This window comes from Ruegeria sp. HKCCA4633 (assembly GCF_013034605.1).
Lineage (GTDB): Bacteria > Pseudomonadota > Alphaproteobacteria > Rhodobacterales > Rhodobacteraceae > Ruegeria.
Genome location: NZ_WQGJ01000006.1, coordinates 1 through 20,702, shown reverse-complemented (window position 1 = coordinate 20,702; position 20,702 = coordinate 1). Strand labels below are relative to the sequence as shown.

The window sequence follows — 20,702 nt, the reverse complement described above, 5'->3', positions numbered from 1 at the left end:
ATTACTCCTCCTGTCTGCTTTTTCAGACCTATCCGTTTTGCGTTGATCAGCTTCAAACCTGACCCGACCGGAATGCGCTACCCAAAAAGGTAAAAAACCGTTTAGGATGCCAAGGCGTCAGCTTGTTGACGGCTCCAAAGCTGGGCATAACGGCGCCCCCGAGCTAGCAACTCGTCATGCTTACCCTGTTCGATGATCTCTCCCGCCTCCAGAACCACAATCTGATCGGCCTCGGCGATGGTGCTGAGACGATGCGCGATGGTGATCACCGTCCGCCCCTCACCCGCGCGTGCCAGCGCATCTTTGATGTCCTGCTCAGTATCCGTATCCAGCGCCGAGGTCGCCTCGTCCAACAGCAGGATCGGTGGGTTCTTCAGCAAGGTACGTGCAATCCCGACGCGCTGCTTTTCACCACCGGAAAGCTTCAGGCCACGCTCGCCCACCTTGGTGTCATACCCTTCGGGCAGTGAGGAAATGAAGTCGTGAATCTGAGCCGCCTTGGCCGCTGCTTCGACCTCGTCCATGGTGGCACCGTCGCGGCCATATGCAATGTTGTAGCGGATCGTGTCGTTGAACAGCACCGTGTCTTGCGGGACGACACCGATGGCGGCATGTAGGCTGGTCTGGGTCACGTCGCGAATGTCCTGACCATCGATCTTCAACGCCCCTTTGGTCACGTCGTAGAACCGGAACAAGAGCCGCCCGATGGTCGATTTACCCGACCCTGTCGCCCCCACAATGGCCACGGTTTTTCCAGCCGGGACAGTCAGGGACACGCCTTTGAGGATTTCACGCTCGGGATCATAGCCAAAGTGCACGTCCTCAAGCGTGACTTCGCCGCCATTTACCTTCAGGTTCGGCGCGCAGGCTTTGTCTGTAACTTCGGCGGGTTGTTCAAGCAGGTCGAACATTTGACCCATATCGACCAAGGACTGCCGGATTTCCCGATAGACCGTCCCAAGGAAGTTCAGCGGCACTGTGATCTGGATCATGTAGGCGTTGACCATGACGAAATCGCCGACGGTCAGGTTGCCGTTCTGCACACCCATTGCGGCCAGAACCATCACCCCAATAAGACCGCAGGTGATCAGGAACGATTGTCCAAAGTTCAGAAATGCCAATGAATAGGCCGTCTTCAACGCAGCCCCTGCATAGGCTTTCATCGACACGTCATACCGTTCAGCTTCACGGGTTTCGGCGTTGAAATATTTGACGGTTTCGAAGTTCAGCAAGCTGTCGATGGCGCGCTGGTTGGCCTCGGTGTCCTGATCGTTCATCTCACGCCGCAGCTTCACGCGCCATTCGGTCACGGCAAAAGTAAACCAGATGTACAGACCAATCGTGACCGCGACGACAACCAGATACCAGACATCAAACAGCCACATCAGGATGATGGCGACCAGCATCAGCTCCAGAATAAGCGGCCCGATCGAGAACAGCAGGAACCGCAGCAGGAACTCAACCCCTTTGACGCCCCGTTCGATGATACGGCTCAGCCCGCCAGTACGGCGCGTGACGTGATAGCGCATCGACAGGTTGTGGATGTGCTGAAACGTCTCAAGCGCCAGCGCCCTCAACGCGCGTTGTCCGACGGGGGCAAAGGCGGCATCCCGCAATTGCTGAAAGCCCACCGTCATCATTCGCGCCACACCATATGCCACAGTCAATCCAACTGCGCCCAGCGCCAATGGCGGCACACCCTCACCCGCCAGCGCGTCAACAGCGCCCTTATACAAAATGGGTGTATAAACCGCGATCAGCTTGGCCAGAACAAGCATACCCATGGCGATGACGACGCGGCGCTTTACCCACGGTTCGTCGTCGGGCCATAGATATGGGGCAACCTTGCGGATCGTCCGCCAGCCCGAGCTGCGTGCGTCATCCGACACCATGTCATCTGAAGTCATACGAGCTGTGCGTCTCATCATGTGCCTTGTCTGCGGCCAGAGTTAGACCTCTGCCCATAAAAGGCCAGAAGGGCTGATTATTCCGGGATTGTAAAGATTTGCCCGGGATAGATCAGATCCGGATCGCGGATCAAGTCACGATTGGCTTCGAACAGCCGCACATATAAGACCCCGTCGCCAAATCGATCACGTGAGATGGCCCACAACGTGTCGCCCTGCTGCACCGTGACAGACCGGATTGCAGGGGTCGCTTGAGGCGTATCTGCCTGAGCCGTGCCCGTTGCAGCCTGAAGAACGTCAAGTGGTTCGCGTTTGAACGGAGTTTCGACCCTGCTAAGGACCGTCCCATCCGTGTTTACCGCATCTACCCGAAGCGTGTAGACGCCTGGGTCAATTCCCTCCAGATCGCTGCGCCAGGATCCATCTTGTTCCGGGGCAAGATCCGCGACCAGACGATTGTTCAGGTACAACCGAATGGCGGCCCCATCCTGAACGCGCCCTGTCAGCTGCACATCGCCCGTTTCGGAATATCCGATCGTGTCCAGTGCGACCTGCTCGGGTGGGGTATCCCGCACGACCGGGGGCTGCACCAGCTCAACGCCCTCTTCGCCAGATCGCAGCACGGCGACCTGCTGATCCTGCTGTGGGGTTTCATCGGTCAGTTCAGCAGTTTCAACTGTCTCGGCCTCGGGCTCTGACGTTTCAGGTTCCGAAACGTCAGCCTCAGCATGAGAATCCGGCTGAACCTCTTCGATTGCAGCCACCTGCTCCTGCGTGTCCTGGGATGGGATCTGCTCGGCTTCGGGCGCTGTTTCGGCAACAGGTTCTTCTTCGATTGGTTTGGGCAAAGCGGCAATCAGATAGTCGTCGGATCGCGTTGCTTGCGCCCCGTCCGTGCTTTGCAACACCAGTCCCTGCGCGGTGTCGCTGAAGGGGATCGTCACAAATTCAGCAAACTGACCGCTGCCATCCACGGTAAAAGAATGTGCGACTTCGCCGTTCAGCAGAACTTCTATCTGACTGCCGGGTGCTGCGTCACCCGAAAGAAGCGCGGTGCCGTCAGTTTCTACAAAAATCTGATCCAGGACTGGAGGCGCGACCGGCGCAGGCGCAGCCACTTCCTCTGCAACTTCGGCGGCCTCCGTTTCAGCAGGTTCTTCCGCTTGCTCCGCCAGGTCTTCAGCAGGTGCGGGTGTTTCGTCTGACGACGCAGTATCCGGATTGGACGGCTCTGCGGCAGTAACGTCTTCCGCTTCTTTCGGTGCCTCATCTGCTGGCTCTGAGATTGCTGGAACGGAAGCAGTTTCCTGCGGTGTGCTTGCGTCAGGTTCCGGTGCGTTGGTGAAGACGCCCGACAGGTACAAGCCACCTGCACCCAATACTGCAACAAGCCCTGCAATCGCCCCCCAGATGAAATTGCCCGAGCTTTCGTTTCCCGAATTGGCGTTCATTCTTTTCCTTTCACTCCGCGCTGCAAAAGCTTTTCGTTCAAAAGCTTTCCGGCGGACAGTTGAGGCAATCTATCAATCCCGCTATCACGGGTCAAAACCTCTGACACAACCCCGGAGCCCTTCTTTCATGTCTCAGAAATCAGTGTGTGTGTATTGCGGGTCACGCAATGGTGCCGAGAAGTCTTATTCTGAAACTGCAAGGCACTTCGGCACGCTGCTGGCGCAGGAAGGCTGGCGGCTGGTTTATGGTGCTGGGGATGTGGGTTTGATGGGAGAAGTGGCCCGCGCCTCGCAAAATGCCGGAGGCGAAACCTTTGGCGTCATCCCCGTTCATCTGGTTCAGCGGGAAGTCGGCAAAACCGATCTGACCCACTTTGTGATCACCGAGACGATGCACGAGCGCAAGAAGGTCATGATCATGAACGCCGACGCGGTGGTCGTTCTGCCCGGAGGGCCGGGCTCATTGGATGAATTGTTCGAAGCCCTCACTTGGCGTCAGTTGGGACTGCACGACAAGCCCATCGTCGTGGTGAACGTGAATGGCTATTGGGATGCGTTGCAGACGCTGTTGGGTCAGGTGATCGGACAAGGCTTTGCCGACGCGTCGCTGGCAGATTTCATCACATGGGTAGAAGATGCAGATGCCGCCATGGTCGCCTTGCGGAACAAGCTGAACTGACACCAGAAACGGTGCGGGCGGCAAAACCGCCCGCCTTGTTGATCAGGCCAAACGCGCCTTGTGTTGCAAACTGTGGCGCACGACCTGCTCAACCTTATGCAAAGGGTGGTTGGTCAGGGTCTTGTTGACCTCGGCCACGACTTTTCCCAGCACTTCACTGTGCAACCGGCGGCGCAGCAGACCCAGAACATGAGGGCTGGCTACCAGTACCAATCGATTATATGCCCCTTTCAACCCCTTGCGATTTAACAAATTCGCCAGATCCTGCACAAACAGGGACTTTGCATGGATCTTCCACGTTGGGTCCTCTAAGGCTGATTTCTGCTTTGGCCCGCCGTCGTTGCGACGACCAGCGCGGTCAGTCGGCTTTGAGGCTGGGTTGTCCTGTTCCTCGACAGCGACAACAACAAGATTGGGATCGTCAGCATCGGTGATGTTCTCCATCACCAGCGCTTTCTCTCCGTCTGCAACAATAACCCAAGTTCCCTGTGTAAGTGCGACCATTGCGATCTCCTGTTAAGGTTGTTCTCTGGGTATCCCTCGACCTGCCGGGCGTACGGGTTTGTTTACGCACCAGTGATGCGTAGCCCGGTCGTTGTTTGATTTGGTGTGCGGTTCTCTCCCTCCGCCCTACAAAGATGTGTTCTGTAGCGAAGCAAACAAGATGTGGTTGTACGGAAATGAAACCCATCGGCGGGTTTTCACCGGCGGCTCATCAATCCTTTAGGCCGACATTTCGACAACGGTGATTTCCGGTGTCACACCAAAACGCACCGGCAGGATCGAACATCCGATACCGCCCGACACCACCAGATCACGCGCACCTTCGCGTACATGTCCGTAAGCATACCGATTGCCAAACTTCGACGGCACAACAGGCGACCACCCAAACAGGCGCACTTGGCCGCCATGCGTATGCCCCGAAAGGGTCAAGGCCACCCGGTCTGGCACTTTAGGGAAAACATCCGGTTCATGCGCCATCATCACAACCGGGGCATCGTCGGTGATCTGCGCCAATGTTCCTTCCAGATCATCCAGCCCTTTTGGTTTACCGTTGCGCCAGATAGCCAGTTGATCCTCAAGCCCTGCCAGCCAGATGCCGGGGACTTCGAGTTTCACGGCGATGTTAGACAAAACCGAAATGCCGTTCTGTTCCAGAATCTCGGTATAGCGATTGGGTCCTGCCCCACGGCGCTGTGCTGGCTTGTCATCCCACCAGTCGTGATTGCCCAGCACGGCAAAGACACCGTTCTTTGCCTCTAGCCCCGCCAATACAGGTGCCAGATCCTGCATCTCGACGGTTTCAGAGACCCCTTTGTGGCTTGCGAAGAAATCGCCCAGCAGCAGGACAACATCAGGTGCCAATGCGTTTGTACGGCGCACAACCTGCCTTATGCGATCCAGACCAACATAGGGCTCACCCACGTGCAAATCCGACAGCACCGCAATCTTGAGCGGTGGTGCGGTCCAATCGTCCCGACGCACGCGCCATTTACGCACGCGCAGCCGCACTGCGGGTTCGATGAAAAACCCGTAGGCTGACGTGATGAGACCTGCCAGCGTTACCGCCAGCAGGCCCTTTATAAACCGACGTCGGTTCAATTCATTACATCCGCGACGCGACGTTTTCCCAGTTCACCAGATTGTCGAGGAAGTTCGACAGGTATGCCGGGCGCTTGTTGCGGAAGTCGATGTAGTAGGAGTGCTCCCACACGTCGCAACCCAGCAGTGCGGTCTGACCGAAGCACAGCGGGTTTACGCCGTTTTCTGTCTTGGTCACGGCCAGCGATCCGTCGGCGTTCTTGACAAGCCACGCCCAGCCCGAGCCGAACTGACCGGCACCAGCCGCGCTGAACTGCGACTTGAATTCGTCAACCGAGCCAAAGCTTTCGGTCAGCGCTTTTTCCAGCTCACCGGGCATCGCGTTGTCGCCAGGGCCCATCATTTCCCAGAACTGGTTGTGGTTCCACAGCTGGCTGATGTTGTTGAAGATACCGTTCTGCGCAACTGCGTTTGCGTCATAGGTGCCAACGATGATCTCTTCCAGCGACTTGCCATCCCATTCGGTGCCGGCGATCAGCTTGTTGCCGTTGTCGACATAGGCTTTGTGGTGCAGGTCGTGGTGATATTCCAACGTTTCCGCGGACATACCCTTGGCTGCCAGCGCGTCATGTGCATAAGGAAGATCAGGAAGTTCAAAAGCCATGTCGGCCCCCTGTTAAATTAAAGTTGCGGTTCCCAACGGTTAAATGCTGTGGCAGCCGCCGCAGGTCAAGGGGCGAGGCAATAAAACCCGGAGGTCCGCGATGCTGACACAGGCGCGCAAGATGTTTTACCGCGCCCGCGGATACTATGAAGGTTCATTGAACGGCGAGCCATTTCGCCTAGACCCCTACCATTCGAAATTCTGGCGCAAAGCCTCTGCTGGCGCTTGGGAACCGGAAACCTTTGCGGTGCTGGATCAGTTCCTTTCCCAAGATAGCGATTATCTGGACATCGGGGCTTGGATCGGTCCCACGGTCCTATATGGCGCGCGAAAAGCGCGGCATGTGTGGTGCTTCGAACCCGACCCCACAGCGTACCGGCATCTGGCTTGGAATCTGGATCTGAATGGCATTCAAAATGTCTCGGCCTTGGGCGTTGCCTTGTCTGACAAATTTGGCGTGGCCCGCATGGCGTCCGTTCGGGGCGAGCCGGGGGATTCCACCAGTTCGCTTCTGCATGACGGAGCGCATGGCTCTGATGCATTGACCATCGCGTGGGACCAGTTCGCAACCGCAAACGATCTGTCCGGCGTGTCGTTGGTTAAGATGGATATCGAGGGGGCAGAGTTCTTTGTCTTACCAACCCTCGCACCGTGGCTCAAAGAACATCGCCCCGCCCTGTTTTTGTCGCTGCATGCTCCATTGCTGCCCGAGGCTGAAAGACGCGACCGGGTGGCCGGATTGTTGGAGGCGCTGGATTTTTACCCCTCTCTCTCGGATGACAAGATGCAACCGCTGAAACCGGCGGAGCTTTTGAAGCCAGAGGGGTTAAGCCGGTATCGTACAATCCTTTTGCAATAAAGAAACGCCGGGGCCGGTATTCTATAAACTTCAACGAATAGATCTTGCCTCTTCTGGGTGTATCGGGGTGCTTGCACCCACCTGAATTCAATAAATAAATCATTGTAATAAAATATTTTTATTGAAGTTTTCTGCGCTGGTACTTGTACAAACAGGAGCAGCCGAAACGGTTATATGCTTATGTAAGATGACAAAACAGGACGCCCACCGCTGGATCGCGCCAGAGTACAGGTTCAAGATTGATACAGCACAAGCGTCTGCACTGGCAGCCAGCTCTTACCGGGAATGAGAGGCGGCACAATTTTAAGATCGAGGCGCGAAAGGCTATCGTGTTGTCTGGCACTTGGACCAAACCATGGCTGCAGGCGGAAACGTTCGTGTTCGCTCTCAGGCAAACCTTAAACCTTCCGATAAGTCCGTTACTGTGCGCATGGCCTTTTTGCAGGGTAACTTTGCGAACAAGCCATCCGGCGTTGGCATCTGCAGTGTTCAAAGCTAAGAAAAGCCCCGGGTGATCCGGGGCTTTCTACTTTCTATCAGTAAACACCGACTTCGCTGCCCGGCTGCGCGGCAACCTTAAGCAACTTAAAGACGTAGTCCGCAGCGGAGCGGAAGCACACAACGCGGAAGGTCTGATCGTCGTCCATCCAGAATGCGCCAGCCACCTGCGCAAGGCGCGAACGGCGGATCTGGCCGGGTTGGAATGCCTCTGCCGACAGCTCAACCGGAGCCAGCTTACCCAACACTTCACGCGCGCTGGCACCCGAGATGCTGAATACCGCACGCGCATCCGAGACGTTGACCGCCAGAGCATGCGTGCCGCTGAGCGCGTTGGTCATTGCCGCCAGTTTGGCCTCGACCTCGGCGTAAGGCACTAGCACCAGCAATTCATCGGTGGACATCCAAGCCACGCCGGTGTCGCCAGTGACCGAAGCCTCGCGCTGACCGGGCACCTTCTGTCCGGTTGCATCCTTGACGGCTTTGGCCAGAACCTTGTCGGACAGATCACCGCGCAGTGTGATCATGCCTTGCAGGCCACATTCCGCGATCTTAGCGATCCCGTCATAGCTGGCGTGGTTCAGTGCGCTGATGGGTTCAGACATTCTGCTTCTCCCCGTCCTTGTCGAAGAAGATCGGGTCCACGATCTTTGCTTTGTAGGTTTTACCGTCGGTGCCCGGGAATTCGACAATCTCACCCATGCGATCTGGCCCGTGCTTGATCAGGCCCATGGCGATGCCTTTGCCCAGATTGGCCGAGTAATAGGTCGAGGTCACGCGCCCGATCATGTTGCGCTGACCGTTGGCGTTGACACCCTCGCCCACCGCGTAGGCACCGTCGGGAATGACAGAACCATCCACAGTCTCAAGACCGACCAGTTTCCAACGTTCTGGATCGGCCATATGGATGCGCGAATGGGCCCGCTTACCGAGGTAATCCTCTTTCTTTTTCGACAACGCCCAATGCAGCCCCAAATCCTGTGGGATCACGGTGCCGTCGGTCTCGTCACCGATCATGATAAAGCCCTTCTCGGCCCGCAGGATGTGCAGACATTCGGTGCCGTACGGCATCACTCCGAACTCTTTCCCTGCCTCCATCAAGGCATCCCAAAACGCCTGACCTTGGCTTGCAGGAACAGCGATCTCATAAGACAGCTCACCTGAGAACGAGATGCGATAGGCGCGGCAATCGAAGTCACCGATCTTGCCATCGCGCCATTCCATGAACGGCAGCGCCTCTTTGCTGACATCCATGCCGCCCAGCTTCTCAAGCACCTTGCGCGCGTTCGGGCCGACCACGGCGACTTGCGCATATTGCTCGGTCACGTTGGCGACGTAGACTTTCCAATCCCACCATTCGGTCTGCAGCCATTCTTCCATGTGACCATGGATGCGCTCGGCCCCGCCGGTGGTGGTGTGGCACAGCCACGTGTCCTCGTCGATACGGGCAACAACACCGTCGTCGATCAGGAATCCATTCTCGGAACACATCAGGCCATAGCGGCATTTGCCGACCTTCAGCGTGGACATCATGTTGGTGTACATCATGTCCAGGAATTTGCCCGCATCAGGCCCTTTGACGATCAGCTTGCCCAGCGTCGATGCATCCAGCAGACCGAGGTTTTCGCGGGTGTTCTTCACCTCGCGGTTCACTGCGTCATGCACGGATTCACCGGGACGAACATAGGCATATGTTCGGCGCCAGTGACCGACCGGCTCCCAATCGGCACCGTTCTTGTCATGCCAGTTGTGCATCGGAGTTTGACGGATCGGCTGGAATACTTCACCCCGCGCCTCGCCCCCGATCGCACCCATCGAAATGGGCGTATAGGGCGGACGGAAGGTGGTGGTGCCGACCTTGGGAATCTCTGATTCAAGTGCATCAGCAAGGATCGCCAAGCCGTTGATATTGCTCAGCTTACCCTGATCGGTCGCCATGCCCAACGTGGTGTAACGCTTGGTGTGCTCGACGCTTTCATACCCTTCGCGCGCCGCCAGCTGAACGTCCGAGACTTTGACGTCGTTCTGGAAGTCGAGCCACGATTTAGCGCGCAGCTGGATTTCAGCATTGGCAGGCATAAGCCAAACAGCTTCCATCGGTGCCTCGGCAGTGGTTTCACCAACCGGGGCTTTGGTGCGTTTGGGCGTATGACCAACGGCCTTGCCCGCTGCTTTGCCTGCTGCGTCTGCGTCTTTCAGAACATCTGCCAGAGCCAACGGACCATTCGAGCTGCCAGCAGCAAGAACAAAGCCTTCACCATCAGCACCCAGCGGTGGGCGATCAGGATCTGGGCGGAAATGCGCGTGCGCCTCGTCCCAGATCAGTTTGCCGCCGCAGTGCGACCACATATGCACAACCGGAGACCAGCCGCCTGACATGGCGACCGCATCGGCTTCGACCTCCTCGCGCGCGCCGCCGACACCCTCTTGGTTACAGATGGCAACCTTTTTGACGCGTTTGCCGCCCTTGACCTTCGCGATGGCCTTGCCGGGATCAACGCGGATACCAAGGTCCCGCGCTTCTTGCGCCAGAGGGCCGGCAGATGCACGGGCGTCAACCACGCGCAGAACATCAACACCGGCCTGTTTCATCTGGATCGCAGTGCGGTATGCGTCGTCATTATTGGTGGCAACAATGACACGTTCACCGGGTGTTACGCCCCAGTTCACAACATAATCGCGCATCGCCGAAGCCAGCATCACACCCGGCACATCGTTACCCGCGAATGACAACGGACGCTCAATTGCACCGGTGGCGGTGACAACCTGTTTGGCCCGGATACGCCACAACCGATGACGAGGGCCTTGCACGCCCGGAGTGTGGTCCGTCAGACGCTCATATCCCAGCACGTAACCGTGGTCATAGACGCCTGCCCCCATGCATCGCGCGCGCAAGGTAACGTTGTCCATTGTTTCGAGTTCGGAAACTAATTGTTCCACGAACTTATCCACAGGCTCGCCATTCACCGTACCGCCGTCAACCGGAGCGCGACCACCCCAATGCGCGGTCTGCTCGATCAGCAGAACCTTGGCACCGGATTGCGCGGCCGTTTTCGCTGCTTGCAGCCCAGCTACACCACCGCCAATCACCAGCACATCGGTAAAGGCATAGAAGTGTTCATAGGTGTCCGCGTCCTTGGTTTCCTTGTCGGGCGCTTTGCCCAGACCGGCAGATTGGCGGATGAAGGGCTCGTAGACGTGTTTCCAGAACGGCTTCGGATGGATGAACGTTTTGTAGTAGAAACCAGCCGGCAGGAACCGCGCCAGCGCTGTATTCACTGCACCGATGTCAAAATCGAGGTTCGGCCAGTGGTTTTGAGAGATTGCAGTCAAGCCGTTGAACAGCTCGGTCGTGGTGGCGCGCTGGTTCGGCTCGAACCGGGCACCCTGCCCCAGACCAACCAGCGCGTTCGGCTCTTCCGCACCGCTGGCGACGACGCCGCGCGGACGGTGGTACTTGAACGACCGGCCCATCATCATCTGATCGTTGGCCAGCAGGGCCGAAGCGAGCGTGTCGCCGTCGTAGCCCTGCATCGAAGTGCCGTTGAACGTAAACGTGACCTTTTTCGACCGGTCAATCAGCCGGCCTTGTTTTGCGAGACGGGTGCTCATTTTGCGGACCTTTCGCAGGTGGAGGCATCAAAGCCTCCGGCGGGAGTATTTTTGAAAAGATGAAGCATCAGGAGAACTCTCTCCACGTCCAGTCAGGACGTTTGGCTGTGATGGCATCCTTGATATCTTTCGGCGGCTCGGTGACCTGTGCGGAATAAGTGCCGAACACCTCAAGCGTCTGCGTGCAGCGCGCGGCGTGGAACCACTTGCCGCAACCATTGGCATGACGCCAGCGTTCGAAATGCACCCCTTTGGGGTTTTCACGCATGAAAAGGTAGTCGTGGAATTCATCATCCGACGAGCCGGGGCCAAAACGCTTCAGATGCGCTTCGCCACCAGCGGCCAGTTCGGTTTCTTCGGCGTCAACGCCGCAGTAAGGGCAGTTCAGGATCAGCATGTTGTCATCCTTTTGGCGGTCGGTCGGCATCGAAGCCGACCTGAATTCTGTTACTTGGCGACCTTGGGCAGACCCATTAGTGCGCCACCCCGGCGGCGACGCTTTCGTCGATGAAGCGGCCCTCTTTGAAGCGATCCAGAGTAAAGGCTTCGGTCAGCGGCGAATGACCTGTGGCCATCAGCTGTGCCATGCCCCAGCCCGATCCCGGGATCGCCTTGAAGCCGCCAGTACCCCAACCACAGTTGATGAAGCAGCCACCCAGCGGTGTCTTGGACAAAATCGGGGACCGGTCGCCGGTCATATCCACGATCCCACCCCATTGCCGCAGCATTTTCAGGCGTGAGATCATCGGGAAGGTTTCGACCAGCGCGCGCACGGTTTCCTCGATGTGATGGAACGATCCGCGCTGGGTAAAGTTGTTGAACCCGTCGGTGCCGCCACCAATCACCATCTCACCCTTGTCGGACTGAGACATATAACCGTGCACGGTGTTCGCCATTACGACCACATCCATGCAAGGCTTGATCGGTTCGGATACCAGAGCCTGCAATGCAATCGCTTCAAGCGGCAGACGGAAGCCCGCCATTTCGGCCAGTTGACCAGAGTGGCCGGCAACGACGATGCCCAGCTTGTCACAATCAATGGCACCTTTGGTGGTATCTACGCCTACGACCCGCCCGTTATCCGAGCGCACGCCTGTGACTTCACATTGCTGAATGATATCCATCCCCATGGCAGAACAGGCACGGGCATAGCCCCAGGCCACAGCATCGTGACGCGCGGTGCCGCCGCGTTCCTGCCACAACGCGCCCAGAACCGGATAGCGCGGACCCTCCAGATTGATGATCGGCACCAGTTCCTTGACGCGCTCGGGGGTGATCCATTCGGTCTTCACACCCTGCAGAGCATTGGCATGGGCCGTGCGCTGATAACCGCGAATCTCGTGCTGTGTCTGCGCCAGCATCATCACACCGCGCGGGCTGAACATGATGTTATAGTTCAGGTCCTGGCTCAGGTCCTCATAAAGCCCCCGCGCTTTTTCGTACAGCGCAGCCGATGGATCCTGCAGATAGTTCGAACGGATAATGGTGGTATTCCGGCCCGTGTTACCACCACCCAGCCAGCCTTTTTCGATCACCGCGACATTCTGTATGCCGTAGTTCTTTCCAAGGTAGTACGCGGTCGCTAGACCGTGCCCGCCAGCACCTATGATGATGACGTCATATTTCTTCTTGGGTGCGGGCGAACGCCAGGCGCGTTCCCATCCGGTGTGATAGCGCAGAGCTTCCCGCGCCACAGCAAAGGCTGAATAGTGTTTCATGTGCGAATCCATCCGGTTCGGTGATTGGGCGCAGATATGCCGTGTGTGCGCAGTTTACCCCTGCCGCGCAACGCCGCAATATCGCACTATTGCGACATGTCGCTCATTCGCGGCCATTTGTCCCTTTTGTCGGGCGGCCCGTGGGTCTAAGTCAGGGCAACATCTTCGGAGGGACCATGACGTTCTGGGTTCTGATTTTTATTGTCGCACTCCTGATTGCGGCATTCCTTTGCTTCGCTCTGCTGCACAATCGCAGTGGGGAGAAACCTTCAGCCGCTTATGATCTGGAGGTTTATCGCGAACAATTGGCCGGGGTCGACAAAGACCTGGCGCGCGGTGTGATTGGCGAGGCAGACGCCGAACGGGTCCGAACCGAGATTTCCCGTCGCATTCTGGCCGCCGACGAACAAATGAAAAAGGGCAACGCCGAATCTGGGCCTTCGCGAGCCGTTTCCATCATCTCGGTGGTCGTGATTGCGCTTATCCTGATCGGTGGTGCGACGGCACTGTATGATCGGACCGGTGCCGTGGGTTTGCCCGACATGCCATTGACCGCAAGGCTGGAGCTTGCGGAAGAGGTTCGCGCCAACCGTCCGCCCCAAAACGCCGCAGAACAGCTGGCGACCCCACCGCAACCTGCGCAGTTGGACGAAAGCTATGAAGCGCTTTTGAATCAGTTGCGGGAAACGGTCGCCAACCGTCCGGATGACCTGCAGGGGCAAATGCTGCTGGCACAGCACGAGACCAACGCTGGCAACTTCAAGGCAGGATATACCGCGCAGAAACGCGTGATTGAACTGTCCGGGGACGCAGCAACGGCCGACGCTTACGCTGACCTTGCCGAGATGATGATCCTCGCGGCGGGCGGCTATGTTTCGCCAGAGGCTGAACAGGCCCTGACCGAAGCGTTGAACCGGGACCGTCGCCATGGTCCGGCGCGTTACTACTGGGGGCAGATGTTGGCTCAGGTCGGTCGCCCGGACCTGGCCTATCGCATGTGGGTGCAAACCTTACAGGATTCCCCAAGCGGCGCGCCCTGGGTCGGTGCCATTCGGGCGCAGATCGATGAACTGGCCTTTCGAGCAGGTGTTTTCAATGCACCAGACCTCAGCACCGCGGCCGGCCCCAGTCAGGAAGATATGGCCGCCGCGGCGGAATTGACGCCCGAAGAACGGCAAGAGATGATTCAGGGGATGGTGAACCAGCTGTCAGACCGTCTGGCCACCGAAGGCGGCGCGCCCGAGGAATGGGCACGTCTGATTGTAGCTTTGGGTGTTCTGGGTCAGGGTCAAAGGGCCATCGATATTCACAAAGAGGCCATGCAAGTCTTTGCCGGGAATTCCGAAGCACTTGGAATCCTCGACGCAGCCGCGTTGCAGGCAGGGATTGCCCAATGATCCACGATGCGTTCGAGGACTTCGCTGCAGCGTTGCCGCCGATGACAGCACTGATGGGTCTGGATCTTGGTGAAAAGACAATCGGCGTTGCCGTGTCCGACCGGATGCGCGGGGTTGCCAGTCCGCTGGAAACCGTACGGCGCAAAAAATTTACCTTGGATTCCGCGCGTTTGATCGAGATTGTGACCGATCGTGAAATCGGTGGTATCTTACTGGGACTGCCGAAAAACATGGATGGGTCTGAGGGGCCGCGCTGCCAGTCGACACGGGCTTTTGCGCGAAATCTGTCCCGTTTGACCGATCTGCCCATTGGATTCTGGGACGAACGGCTCAGCACGGTTGCGGCAGAAAAAGCACTGCTGGAGGCGGATACGACACGAAAACGTCGCGGACAGGTTATTGATCACGTAGCCGCAGGTTATATCTTGCAAGGGGCGCTGGACAGGTTGCGCTTTTTGTAACGAGGTCGGAGACCGTCAATGACGAATATGGTGTGGAAACGGAATGAGGTCGAAAGCCCTTGCGTCCAGATCTGTGTCGTTCACCCGACTGAACGCATCTGCACCGGATGCTATCGCACGATTGACGAAATCACGCGCTGGTCCAAGATGGACAGCTCTGAGCGTGCAGAAATCATGGATGACTTGCCCGCGCGCAAACCCCGGCTTGCCAAACGGCGCGGCGGACGTGCGGGTCGCTTAAACGACTCCTGAGCAGTTAGCCCAGCTTATCTCGCGCGTCGATTTGCGCATGTCCGGCCAGCTTCGAAACAGGTTTATGCAATTCTTTGCAGAGCAGAACCGTCATCTCGGATCGCGTCGCCCGGTCATGTCGAACAGTTTCACTTTTTGGTTTCACACGCCGATTGTCAGACGCGGCGCGGCTTAACAGCTTTCCAAACAGAGCATTCAATTTCATCTTGTTATTCCCGCTAAATAACATTTCTGCCGCTGCGGATCGAAAGCGAGCTCCGAGGGGTTCTAGCTCGCGTCTTATGTAAGTGGTGACCCGCAGCGACAAAGTGTGGCTAAAGGTGTTTCCAACGAAAATTAGGGGGAAAACACTCAGGTCCAGATCGTATTTGACGCACCCGTCAGTAAAAACCCATAAACGCCTGAAGTTCCCTCACGTCATTATTAGGCGTTCAGGTCTGAGCAAAACGCAAATAACAAGTGTGCACTTTGCAACCCAACCATTGTTGGCGAATCATCATGAATTTCGCGAGCGCGATGCAGCGATCAATGCCCTGGGGATTGATCGCCGCCACCTTAAGCACACTGCGGGCTTATCCGGCAGCCAGCCAGGTTTTTGCGTTGTCGAACTCTTCAGACGGGAAAAACTGAGTCCGAGTGCCAAGAACATGACTGGCGACTTTTTGGGCCATATGCTGCCAGCTTTTGTCGCCAACAATCGCAGCTCGGTCCAACTGACCGATATGGCGACTGGCCAGCCGGAAATGCGCCGCTAACGCAGACAGTCCCTGCCATCCATCGAATTCCCGCAGGTCGATCAGCAAGCGAAACCCGTCGCGGTCCTGAAGCAAGCCATCCAGATCACGCTCTGCCTGCTGGTATTCCTCGGGGTCCAGTTTACCCAAAAGGCTGATCTGCACACTCGGCCCGCCCAAGTCGGTCACATGGATCGAGCCCAGCGACTCGCGCATCCAACGCCGGGCGGCTTCCAGATCAGCCAGATCAAACAATTGCACGGGACACGGCAGGATCGGGGCGGCCAGACGAACGCTGGTTTTCACCCAGCCCTGATCGGCAACTACTGCGATCCGGTCGAAGCCACGCCAATGACTGAGCCCCAGCTTGGTATCCGACCATGCAGCGCCCAGATCATACCCTTTGAATTCAGGCTGCACGATGGCCAGTAGACGCACCGTATCATTTTCGGTCAACGCGGCCTCGATCGCAGGAACCAAGGTGTTTGTGTAGTCGGCGCTTGTGACTTGCCCTGACAACTCGACTTCAATCAGGGCACCATCAGAATTCGTATGGACCTTAATCATACCTCAAAACCTCCAAAGCCAAATAATGACAGAAGGTTAGGCAGTTTTGATCCATTCGGCCACACCCCCGGTACATTCCGGTCGAAAATAGGCGATCATCCGTCCATCTGGTCCGGCTGTGGCCGCGTCAGCCCAGGGCGCAACACCATGCAGACAATGGCGGTGTAACAGGTAAGCTTCCCCCGGTACGGCAGGCAATTCGATCCTCGGGCAGGTCTCAAAAACCTCGCGTCGCGCGGCTTGGTAGATATCCGTCACATCTACTTCATGCAGAGCCTCGTCTGGTGTGCCACGCAACGCATCCCTGAAGGCAGAACCAAGAATATGATGGCTGCCTTCCCACAGCACCATGGGTGACGCATCCGCGCTGGCCTCGGTCAGGGGAATGCCCAATATCCACGCATGTGGCTCATCCACACGCCGACGACGATCCGGGCCCATTGGGCGCAAACCGTCCACATGGGCAGCATCCCTATTCCGGCGATACCGAGTGGCGGCTTCGTTTTCCCAACGCCGCGGGCGTGGGTAGCCCGGATAGATGACCGAAACCTGCCCTTTGTGCAGAGGTAAATCACCATAGTGTTCGCGAATGAACGACAGGGCCAGTCCGGTCAAAGGCCCAGACGACCCGACCCTGCCCTGCGGGTCATTGGGTAATGCATCCACGCCGATGAACCATGTTCCTTCACAATCCAACCATTCTGCATGTTCCGGGTCCGAAGTTGACGCCCGTGCGGCGGGCAACGCGTGACCAATCCATTCGGCAAGCGTTGGATCAAAAGGAAACTTGACCCAGCCCTTGGTCCAGAAATCACTCATAGCCCAACCGCCTTGCGCAGCATGTTTAGTGCAACCAGCGTCAGAAATACCGCAAAGACCCGCTTCAAGGGTTTCGGATCCATCGCATGGGCCAGTTTCACCCCCCAGGGCGCAGTCATCATTGTCATGGCAACAACGACCCCGAAAGCCACAAGATTGACCGCTCCGATGGTGAGCGGAGGCCGATGCTCGGGAGCGATTTCAAGAAACAGAAAACCGATAACAGACGGCACGGCAATGATCACACCAAAGCCTGCCGCTGTTGCGACGGCACGGTGGATCGGGGTGTTATAAAGGCTCATCAGCGGAACACCAAAACTGCCACCCCCGATCCCCATCAGAACCGAAAGAAAGCCTACCATGGGCGACAGAACTGCCCTTTTGATCCCCCCCGGCATAACATCGCCCAGTCGCCATTCAGCACGGCCCAGCCCAAGATACGCGCCAATCACCATACCCAGAACGCCAAACAAAGCCTGCAGGGCCTCGGTCCGCAGGGCGGAGGCGACCATAACGCCAACTATTGCGCCAACGACGATACCCGGTCCCCATCCACGCAGAATGTCCCAATCAACGGCACCCTTTTTGTTATGCGCCATAACTGAACGAACCGATGTCACAATGATCGTGGCAAGCGATGTCGCCAAACACAGCTGCATCAGTTGCGGGCCGCCATATCCGAGGGTTTGGAAGGCATAAAAGAACGCGGGGACAAGAACGATACCTCCGCCGACCCCAAGCAACCCTGCCAGAACGCCAGCCAGCGCTCCGATCACAAGCAAAAGGCCCAGCATCTGAGCCAGCAACATCGTCTCGGGCATTGTTCCCCCTGCCTGTTAAGCCTCTGCCATCGGCGCAATGTGGTCCAACGCCTGCAACATCACTTCGGGCCCTGCCCCCTTGTGCACGGCCCCTTCTGACAAGGCGCGCCGCCATGCACGGGCCCCGGGGCGGCCTGCAAAGAGACCGAGCATATGGCGCGTGATCTGGTGCAACCGCCCGCCTTTGGCAAGATGCTTATCAATATAGGGCACCATTTGTTGAACGATCGCAATCGGATCTCGCGCGTCTCCGACGCCAAAGATGCGCGGGTCAGCCTCTGACAGAATATCTCCGGGCTGGTGGTACGCGGCCCGTCCGATCATCACCCCATCCAGGCCTGCATCCAGATGAGCCTTCGCCGCGTCCAATGAAGCGATACCGCCATTGATCGAGATATGAAGGTCCGAAAACGCCGCCTTCATCCGGTGCACCAGATCATAGTCTAACGGAGGAATATCCCGGTTTTCCTTGGGGCTCAGCCCCTGCAACCAAGCCTTGCGTGCGTGGATTGTCACCCTTTGACAACCCGCGTTACGGATCTGGTCCAGAAATGCAGGCAGCACATCGTCAGGGTTTTGATCGTCAACCCCGATGCGGCACTTGACCGTAACGTCCACATCCACAGCCGCGCACATCGCGGACACGCATTCGGCAACACGGCCCGGATCTTTCATCAGAACCGCCCCAAACGTGCCCGATTGCACCCGGTCCGATGGGCAACCGCAATTGAGGTTGATCTCATCATATCCAGCTTCGGCCCCCAGCCGTGCGGCCTGCGCCAGTTCATCCGGGTCCGAACCGCCAAGCTGCAATGCCACCGGATGTTCCTCTGGCGAATACTCCAACAAGTGCATCGCCCCGCCTCGTACAAGCGCCGGCGCTGTCACCATTTCGGTGTACAACAAGGTCTCGGTGCTGAGCAGTCGATGGAAAAAGCGACAGTGTCGATCTGTCCAGTCCATCATCGGCGCAACGCTTAAACGCGCTGCTTTTTGTGCGTTGTTTTTCAAAGCGCCAGCTCCACAGCTCTAAACTCCATTGCGTGCGATATCCCCGGTTTTAGCCGTATCTCCTCGGGTTTTCCAAAGATCACGATTCGAGCGTTCTTGGGGTGTAACACATCGCGACGGCGCGAACAGCAGGCCGAAGGCACTGTGCGAGAAGCCAACGTCTCGTGACTGTCGTGGTCATACCAGACGTGACCGTCTCAAACCGGTTTGCGGTGCCTATGATCACAAAAGGCCAGCAGAGAAAAACGTATATTTTTAAACATTTACCCTCGAAGCGCGCTCGAATGCCCCTTGTTCCTGAGCGGTGTTTTCCTCTGCGGTGTTTTGATCAGAAAGCTCTTCCAGGCGCAAACCGAAGGTCGCCGGCGTTAGTTGACCAGCCCGGTTCAGCCCTTTGAATCGGGCATGCATAAACCGCTTTTTAGATACCTGATGCGGCTGCGTGTTACTCATGTAGTCAACATCAACCTGTCCTCCGGGGGCCAGAAATCCGTCCGCAAGTGCTGCTTGTAAAAGCGCTTCACCACGCTGCGTGCGGGTAATCACTGAATTGGTACCAGGATCCGTTACGGACCCTTCTCGGTCCGGCGTGGCATTGGGCCAGGTGTCAGCGGCCGCAATATCTGCGGCCTCGCCAATACCATCGGGACAAACCTTGCAGCGAAAAGGCAATGACCATTTGCTTTCGTCTTCGCCCCAAAAATCAAGATAATGAAAATCGCGACGTCGACCGTCATTTGTGGTGATTGTTGTCGGGCCCGGACACCCACGGCCACGGTACCGCAAGGCTGTGATATCTTGCATGAGTATGTCGTTGTCCGACAAAAAGCGGTTCATGGCCTGATCGGGCATAAAGCCGCCGCAGACAGGGGCCAGCATATACTTTATCAAGCGATTCACACGCGCATCCTTGTGCGCAAGATTGCGTATAGCGTTCAGATCACACGGCTTTGCAACAACGGCAAAGGGTTCGTTCCGGTCCAAAGCCGCAACCAGTCCAATCAGCGGTGCCGTCGGACCATAGCGAGACCCTGCCCCGCTCAAAACCTCTTCCATCGTTGTCGAAATCGTGGCCTCGCCAAAAGTCGGCTCTTGTTCCGAGGCTTTCACATGCAAGATGAACGAGACCCGCCCCGAGTATAGTAGGTATTGCGCCAGCGCGGTTAAGACACCTGCGGTAGAGCCCTCGTACCGCGTGTTGGCATCAACCGCCCAAGCCCGAGACAGGCTGTGATAAGGTCCCCAGACCAGGTCATCAAAGGGGGCGGCATTCGCTTCTTCGGATGGGATCGCCTCGCAACGCGCACCAGGGCAAACGTCGTAGACAAGGTCAACATCCGCCCGGGTCAGCTCGCCTCGAAGCTGCGGGCGCAGTTCTCCGTCCTGCGCCTTTTCCATATGCAGTTTTGCTGACCCAAGCACAGATTGGCAAAGACCGCAGCCAATGCACAATCCGTCCTTCAAAATCTTTGAAAAGCGTGTGTTGGGGTCCATGTTCTTCACTCAAAATCACCGAGGGCTATAACGGCACCATTCCGGCAGTTGGGTTTACATTGGACGATTGGGCCCCAAAAAGCCTTCAAGACAGGTACAGCCATCACCAACCCTCTCCCCAACTGCCCGAAATCAACCCCATTTGCTCAAGCTTCAGGATCACCTGATGAGCGCAGTTGTCGACTTCGACATTTTCGGTTTCGACGCTCAGTTCAG

General features: G+C 57.3%; 20 protein-coding genes. 5 read left to right on the top strand and 15 right to left on the bottom strand.

Going from position 1 to position 20,702, the window contains the following annotated elements; translation table 11 throughout:
- Window positions 1–101: 101 nt before the first annotated feature.
- Together GOV85_RS14870 and GOV85_RS14865 are read right to left on the bottom strand one after the other, a co-directional pair.
- The gene (locus tag GOV85_RS14870; protein ID WP_171179496.1) at window positions 102–1,907 is read right to left on the bottom strand and encodes an ABC transporter ATP-binding protein/permease; all 1,806 of its coding nucleotides are present in this window, start codon (window positions 1,905–1,907) and stop codon (window positions 102–104) included.
- Between the two features lie 77 nt (window positions 1,908–1,984).
- A complete protein-coding gene (locus GOV85_RS14865; protein WP_171179494.1) occupies window positions 1,985–3,358 on the bottom strand; it encodes a LysM peptidoglycan-binding domain-containing protein in 1,374 nt (457 codons plus the stop codon).
- Window positions 3,359–3,485: 127 nt separating this feature from the next.
- Here GOV85_RS14865 and GOV85_RS14860 point away from each other — a divergent pair, with 127 nt between their 5' ends.
- Window positions 3,486–4,037, top strand: coding sequence for a TIGR00730 family Rossman fold protein (locus tag GOV85_RS14860; RefSeq protein ID WP_171179492.1), 552 nt, complete (start codon window positions 3,486–3,488; stop codon window positions 4,035–4,037).
- Between the two features lie 42 nt (window positions 4,038–4,079).
- Here the strand turns inward: GOV85_RS14860 and GOV85_RS14855 are convergent, their stop codons facing one another.
- From GOV85_RS14855 to GOV85_RS14845, 3 genes are all read right to left on the bottom strand, one after another.
- A complete protein-coding gene (locus GOV85_RS14855; protein ID WP_171179490.1) occupies window positions 4,080–4,541 on the bottom strand; it encodes a host attachment family protein in 462 nt (153 codons plus the stop codon).
- Between the two features lie 219 nt (window positions 4,542–4,760).
- Window positions 4,761–5,639: a metallophosphoesterase gene (locus tag GOV85_RS14850; protein ID WP_171179488.1), complete on the bottom strand. Its 879-nt coding sequence runs from the start codon at window positions 5,637–5,639 to the stop codon at window positions 4,761–4,763.
- A 4-nt stretch (window positions 5,640–5,643) separates the two neighbouring features.
- Window positions 5,644–6,243 carry a superoxide dismutase gene (locus GOV85_RS14845; RefSeq protein ID WP_170704218.1) on the bottom strand — a complete coding sequence of 200 codons (600 nt, stop codon included), beginning with the start codon at window positions 6,241–6,243 and terminating at the stop codon, window positions 5,644–5,646.
- Between the two features lie 100 nt (window positions 6,244–6,343).
- On the opposite strand from GOV85_RS14845, the gene GOV85_RS14840 reads away from it, so the two are divergent.
- Window positions 6,344–7,102, top strand: a complete 759-nt coding sequence (locus GOV85_RS14840) for an FkbM family methyltransferase (protein WP_171179486.1) — start codon at window positions 6,344–6,346, stop codon at window positions 7,100–7,102.
- 536 nt (window positions 7,103–7,638) lie between these two features.
- On the opposite strand, the gene GOV85_RS14835 is transcribed toward GOV85_RS14840, so the two are convergent.
- The 4 genes from GOV85_RS14835 to GOV85_RS14820 all read right to left on the bottom strand — a co-directional run bounded on the left by GOV85_RS14835 (window position 7,639) and on the right by GOV85_RS14820 (window position 12,930).
- A complete protein-coding gene (locus GOV85_RS14835; RefSeq protein ID WP_171179484.1) occupies window positions 7,639–8,205 on the bottom strand; it encodes a sarcosine oxidase subunit gamma in 567 nt (188 codons plus the stop codon).
- Window positions 8,198–11,212 carry a sarcosine oxidase subunit alpha family protein gene (locus GOV85_RS14830; RefSeq protein ID WP_171179482.1) on the bottom strand — a complete coding sequence of 1,005 codons (3,015 nt, stop codon included), beginning with the start codon at window positions 11,210–11,212 and terminating at the stop codon, window positions 8,198–8,200. Before GOV85_RS14830 ends, GOV85_RS14835 begins: the two co-directional genes overlap by 8 nt.
- Before the next feature lie 67 nt (window positions 11,213–11,279).
- Entirely contained in the window at window positions 11,280–11,609 is a 330-nt protein-coding gene (locus tag GOV85_RS14825) for a sarcosine oxidase subunit delta (RefSeq protein WP_171180050.1), read from the bottom strand.
- A gap of 76 nt (window positions 11,610–11,685) precedes the next feature.
- Window positions 11,686–12,930 carry a sarcosine oxidase subunit beta family protein gene (locus GOV85_RS14820; protein ID WP_171179480.1) on the bottom strand — a complete coding sequence of 415 codons (1,245 nt, stop codon included), beginning with the start codon at window positions 12,928–12,930 and terminating at the stop codon, window positions 11,686–11,688.
- A 176-nt stretch (window positions 12,931–13,106) separates the two neighbouring features.
- Between GOV85_RS14820 and ccmI the strand changes: the two genes are divergently transcribed.
- From ccmI to GOV85_RS14805, 3 genes are read left to right on the top strand one after another with little or no spacing between them, the layout of a single operon-like run.
- Complete coding sequence (ccmI, locus tag GOV85_RS14815; RefSeq protein WP_171179478.1) at window positions 13,107–14,327, top strand: c-type cytochrome biogenesis protein CcmI; 1,221 nt, start codon at window positions 13,107–13,109, stop codon at window positions 14,325–14,327.
- Window positions 14,324–14,788: a Holliday junction resolvase RuvX gene (gene ruvX / locus GOV85_RS14810; RefSeq protein ID WP_171179476.1), complete on the top strand. Its 465-nt coding sequence runs from the start codon at window positions 14,324–14,326 to the stop codon at window positions 14,786–14,788. Before ccmI ends, ruvX begins: the two co-directional genes overlap by 4 nt.
- 18 nt (window positions 14,789–14,806) lie before the next feature.
- Window positions 14,807–15,040 carry a DUF1289 domain-containing protein gene (locus tag GOV85_RS14805; protein WP_171179474.1) on the top strand — a complete coding sequence of 78 codons (234 nt, stop codon included), beginning with the start codon at window positions 14,807–14,809 and terminating at the stop codon, window positions 15,038–15,040.
- A gap of 4 nt (window positions 15,041–15,044) precedes the next feature.
- Here GOV85_RS14805 and GOV85_RS14800 read toward each other — a convergent pair whose 3' ends face one another.
- From GOV85_RS14800 to GOV85_RS14775, 6 genes are all read right to left on the bottom strand, one after another.
- Complete coding sequence (locus GOV85_RS14800; RefSeq protein ID WP_171179472.1) at window positions 15,045–15,245, bottom strand: hypothetical protein; 201 nt, start codon at window positions 15,243–15,245, stop codon at window positions 15,045–15,047.
- A 367-nt stretch (window positions 15,246–15,612) separates the two neighbouring features.
- A complete protein-coding gene (locus GOV85_RS14795) occupies window positions 15,613–16,341 on the bottom strand; it encodes an STAS/SEC14 domain-containing protein (protein WP_171179470.1) in 729 nt (242 codons plus the stop codon).
- A gap of 36 nt (window positions 16,342–16,377) precedes the next feature.
- On the bottom strand, window positions 16,378–17,160 hold the full coding sequence (locus tag GOV85_RS14790; RefSeq protein ID WP_171179468.1) for a hypothetical protein: 783 nt from the start codon (window positions 17,158–17,160) through the stop codon (window positions 16,378–16,380).
- Entirely contained in the window at window positions 17,157–17,981 is an 825-nt protein-coding gene (locus tag GOV85_RS14785; RefSeq protein ID WP_171179467.1) for a sulfite exporter TauE/SafE family protein, read from the bottom strand. The genes GOV85_RS14790 and GOV85_RS14785 overlap by 4 nt, the downstream gene beginning before the upstream one ends.
- Window positions 17,982–17,996: 15 nt before the next feature.
- Window positions 17,997–18,992: a tRNA dihydrouridine(20/20a) synthase DusA gene (dusA, locus tag GOV85_RS14780; protein ID WP_171179464.1), complete on the bottom strand. Its 996-nt coding sequence runs from the start codon at window positions 18,990–18,992 to the stop codon at window positions 17,997–17,999.
- Between the two features lie 255 nt (window positions 18,993–19,247).
- Entirely contained in the window at window positions 19,248–20,486 is a 1,239-nt protein-coding gene (locus GOV85_RS14775) for a Coenzyme F420 hydrogenase/dehydrogenase, beta subunit C-terminal domain (RefSeq protein WP_217358296.1), read from the bottom strand.
- Between the last annotated feature and the right edge of the window lie 216 nt (window positions 20,487–20,702).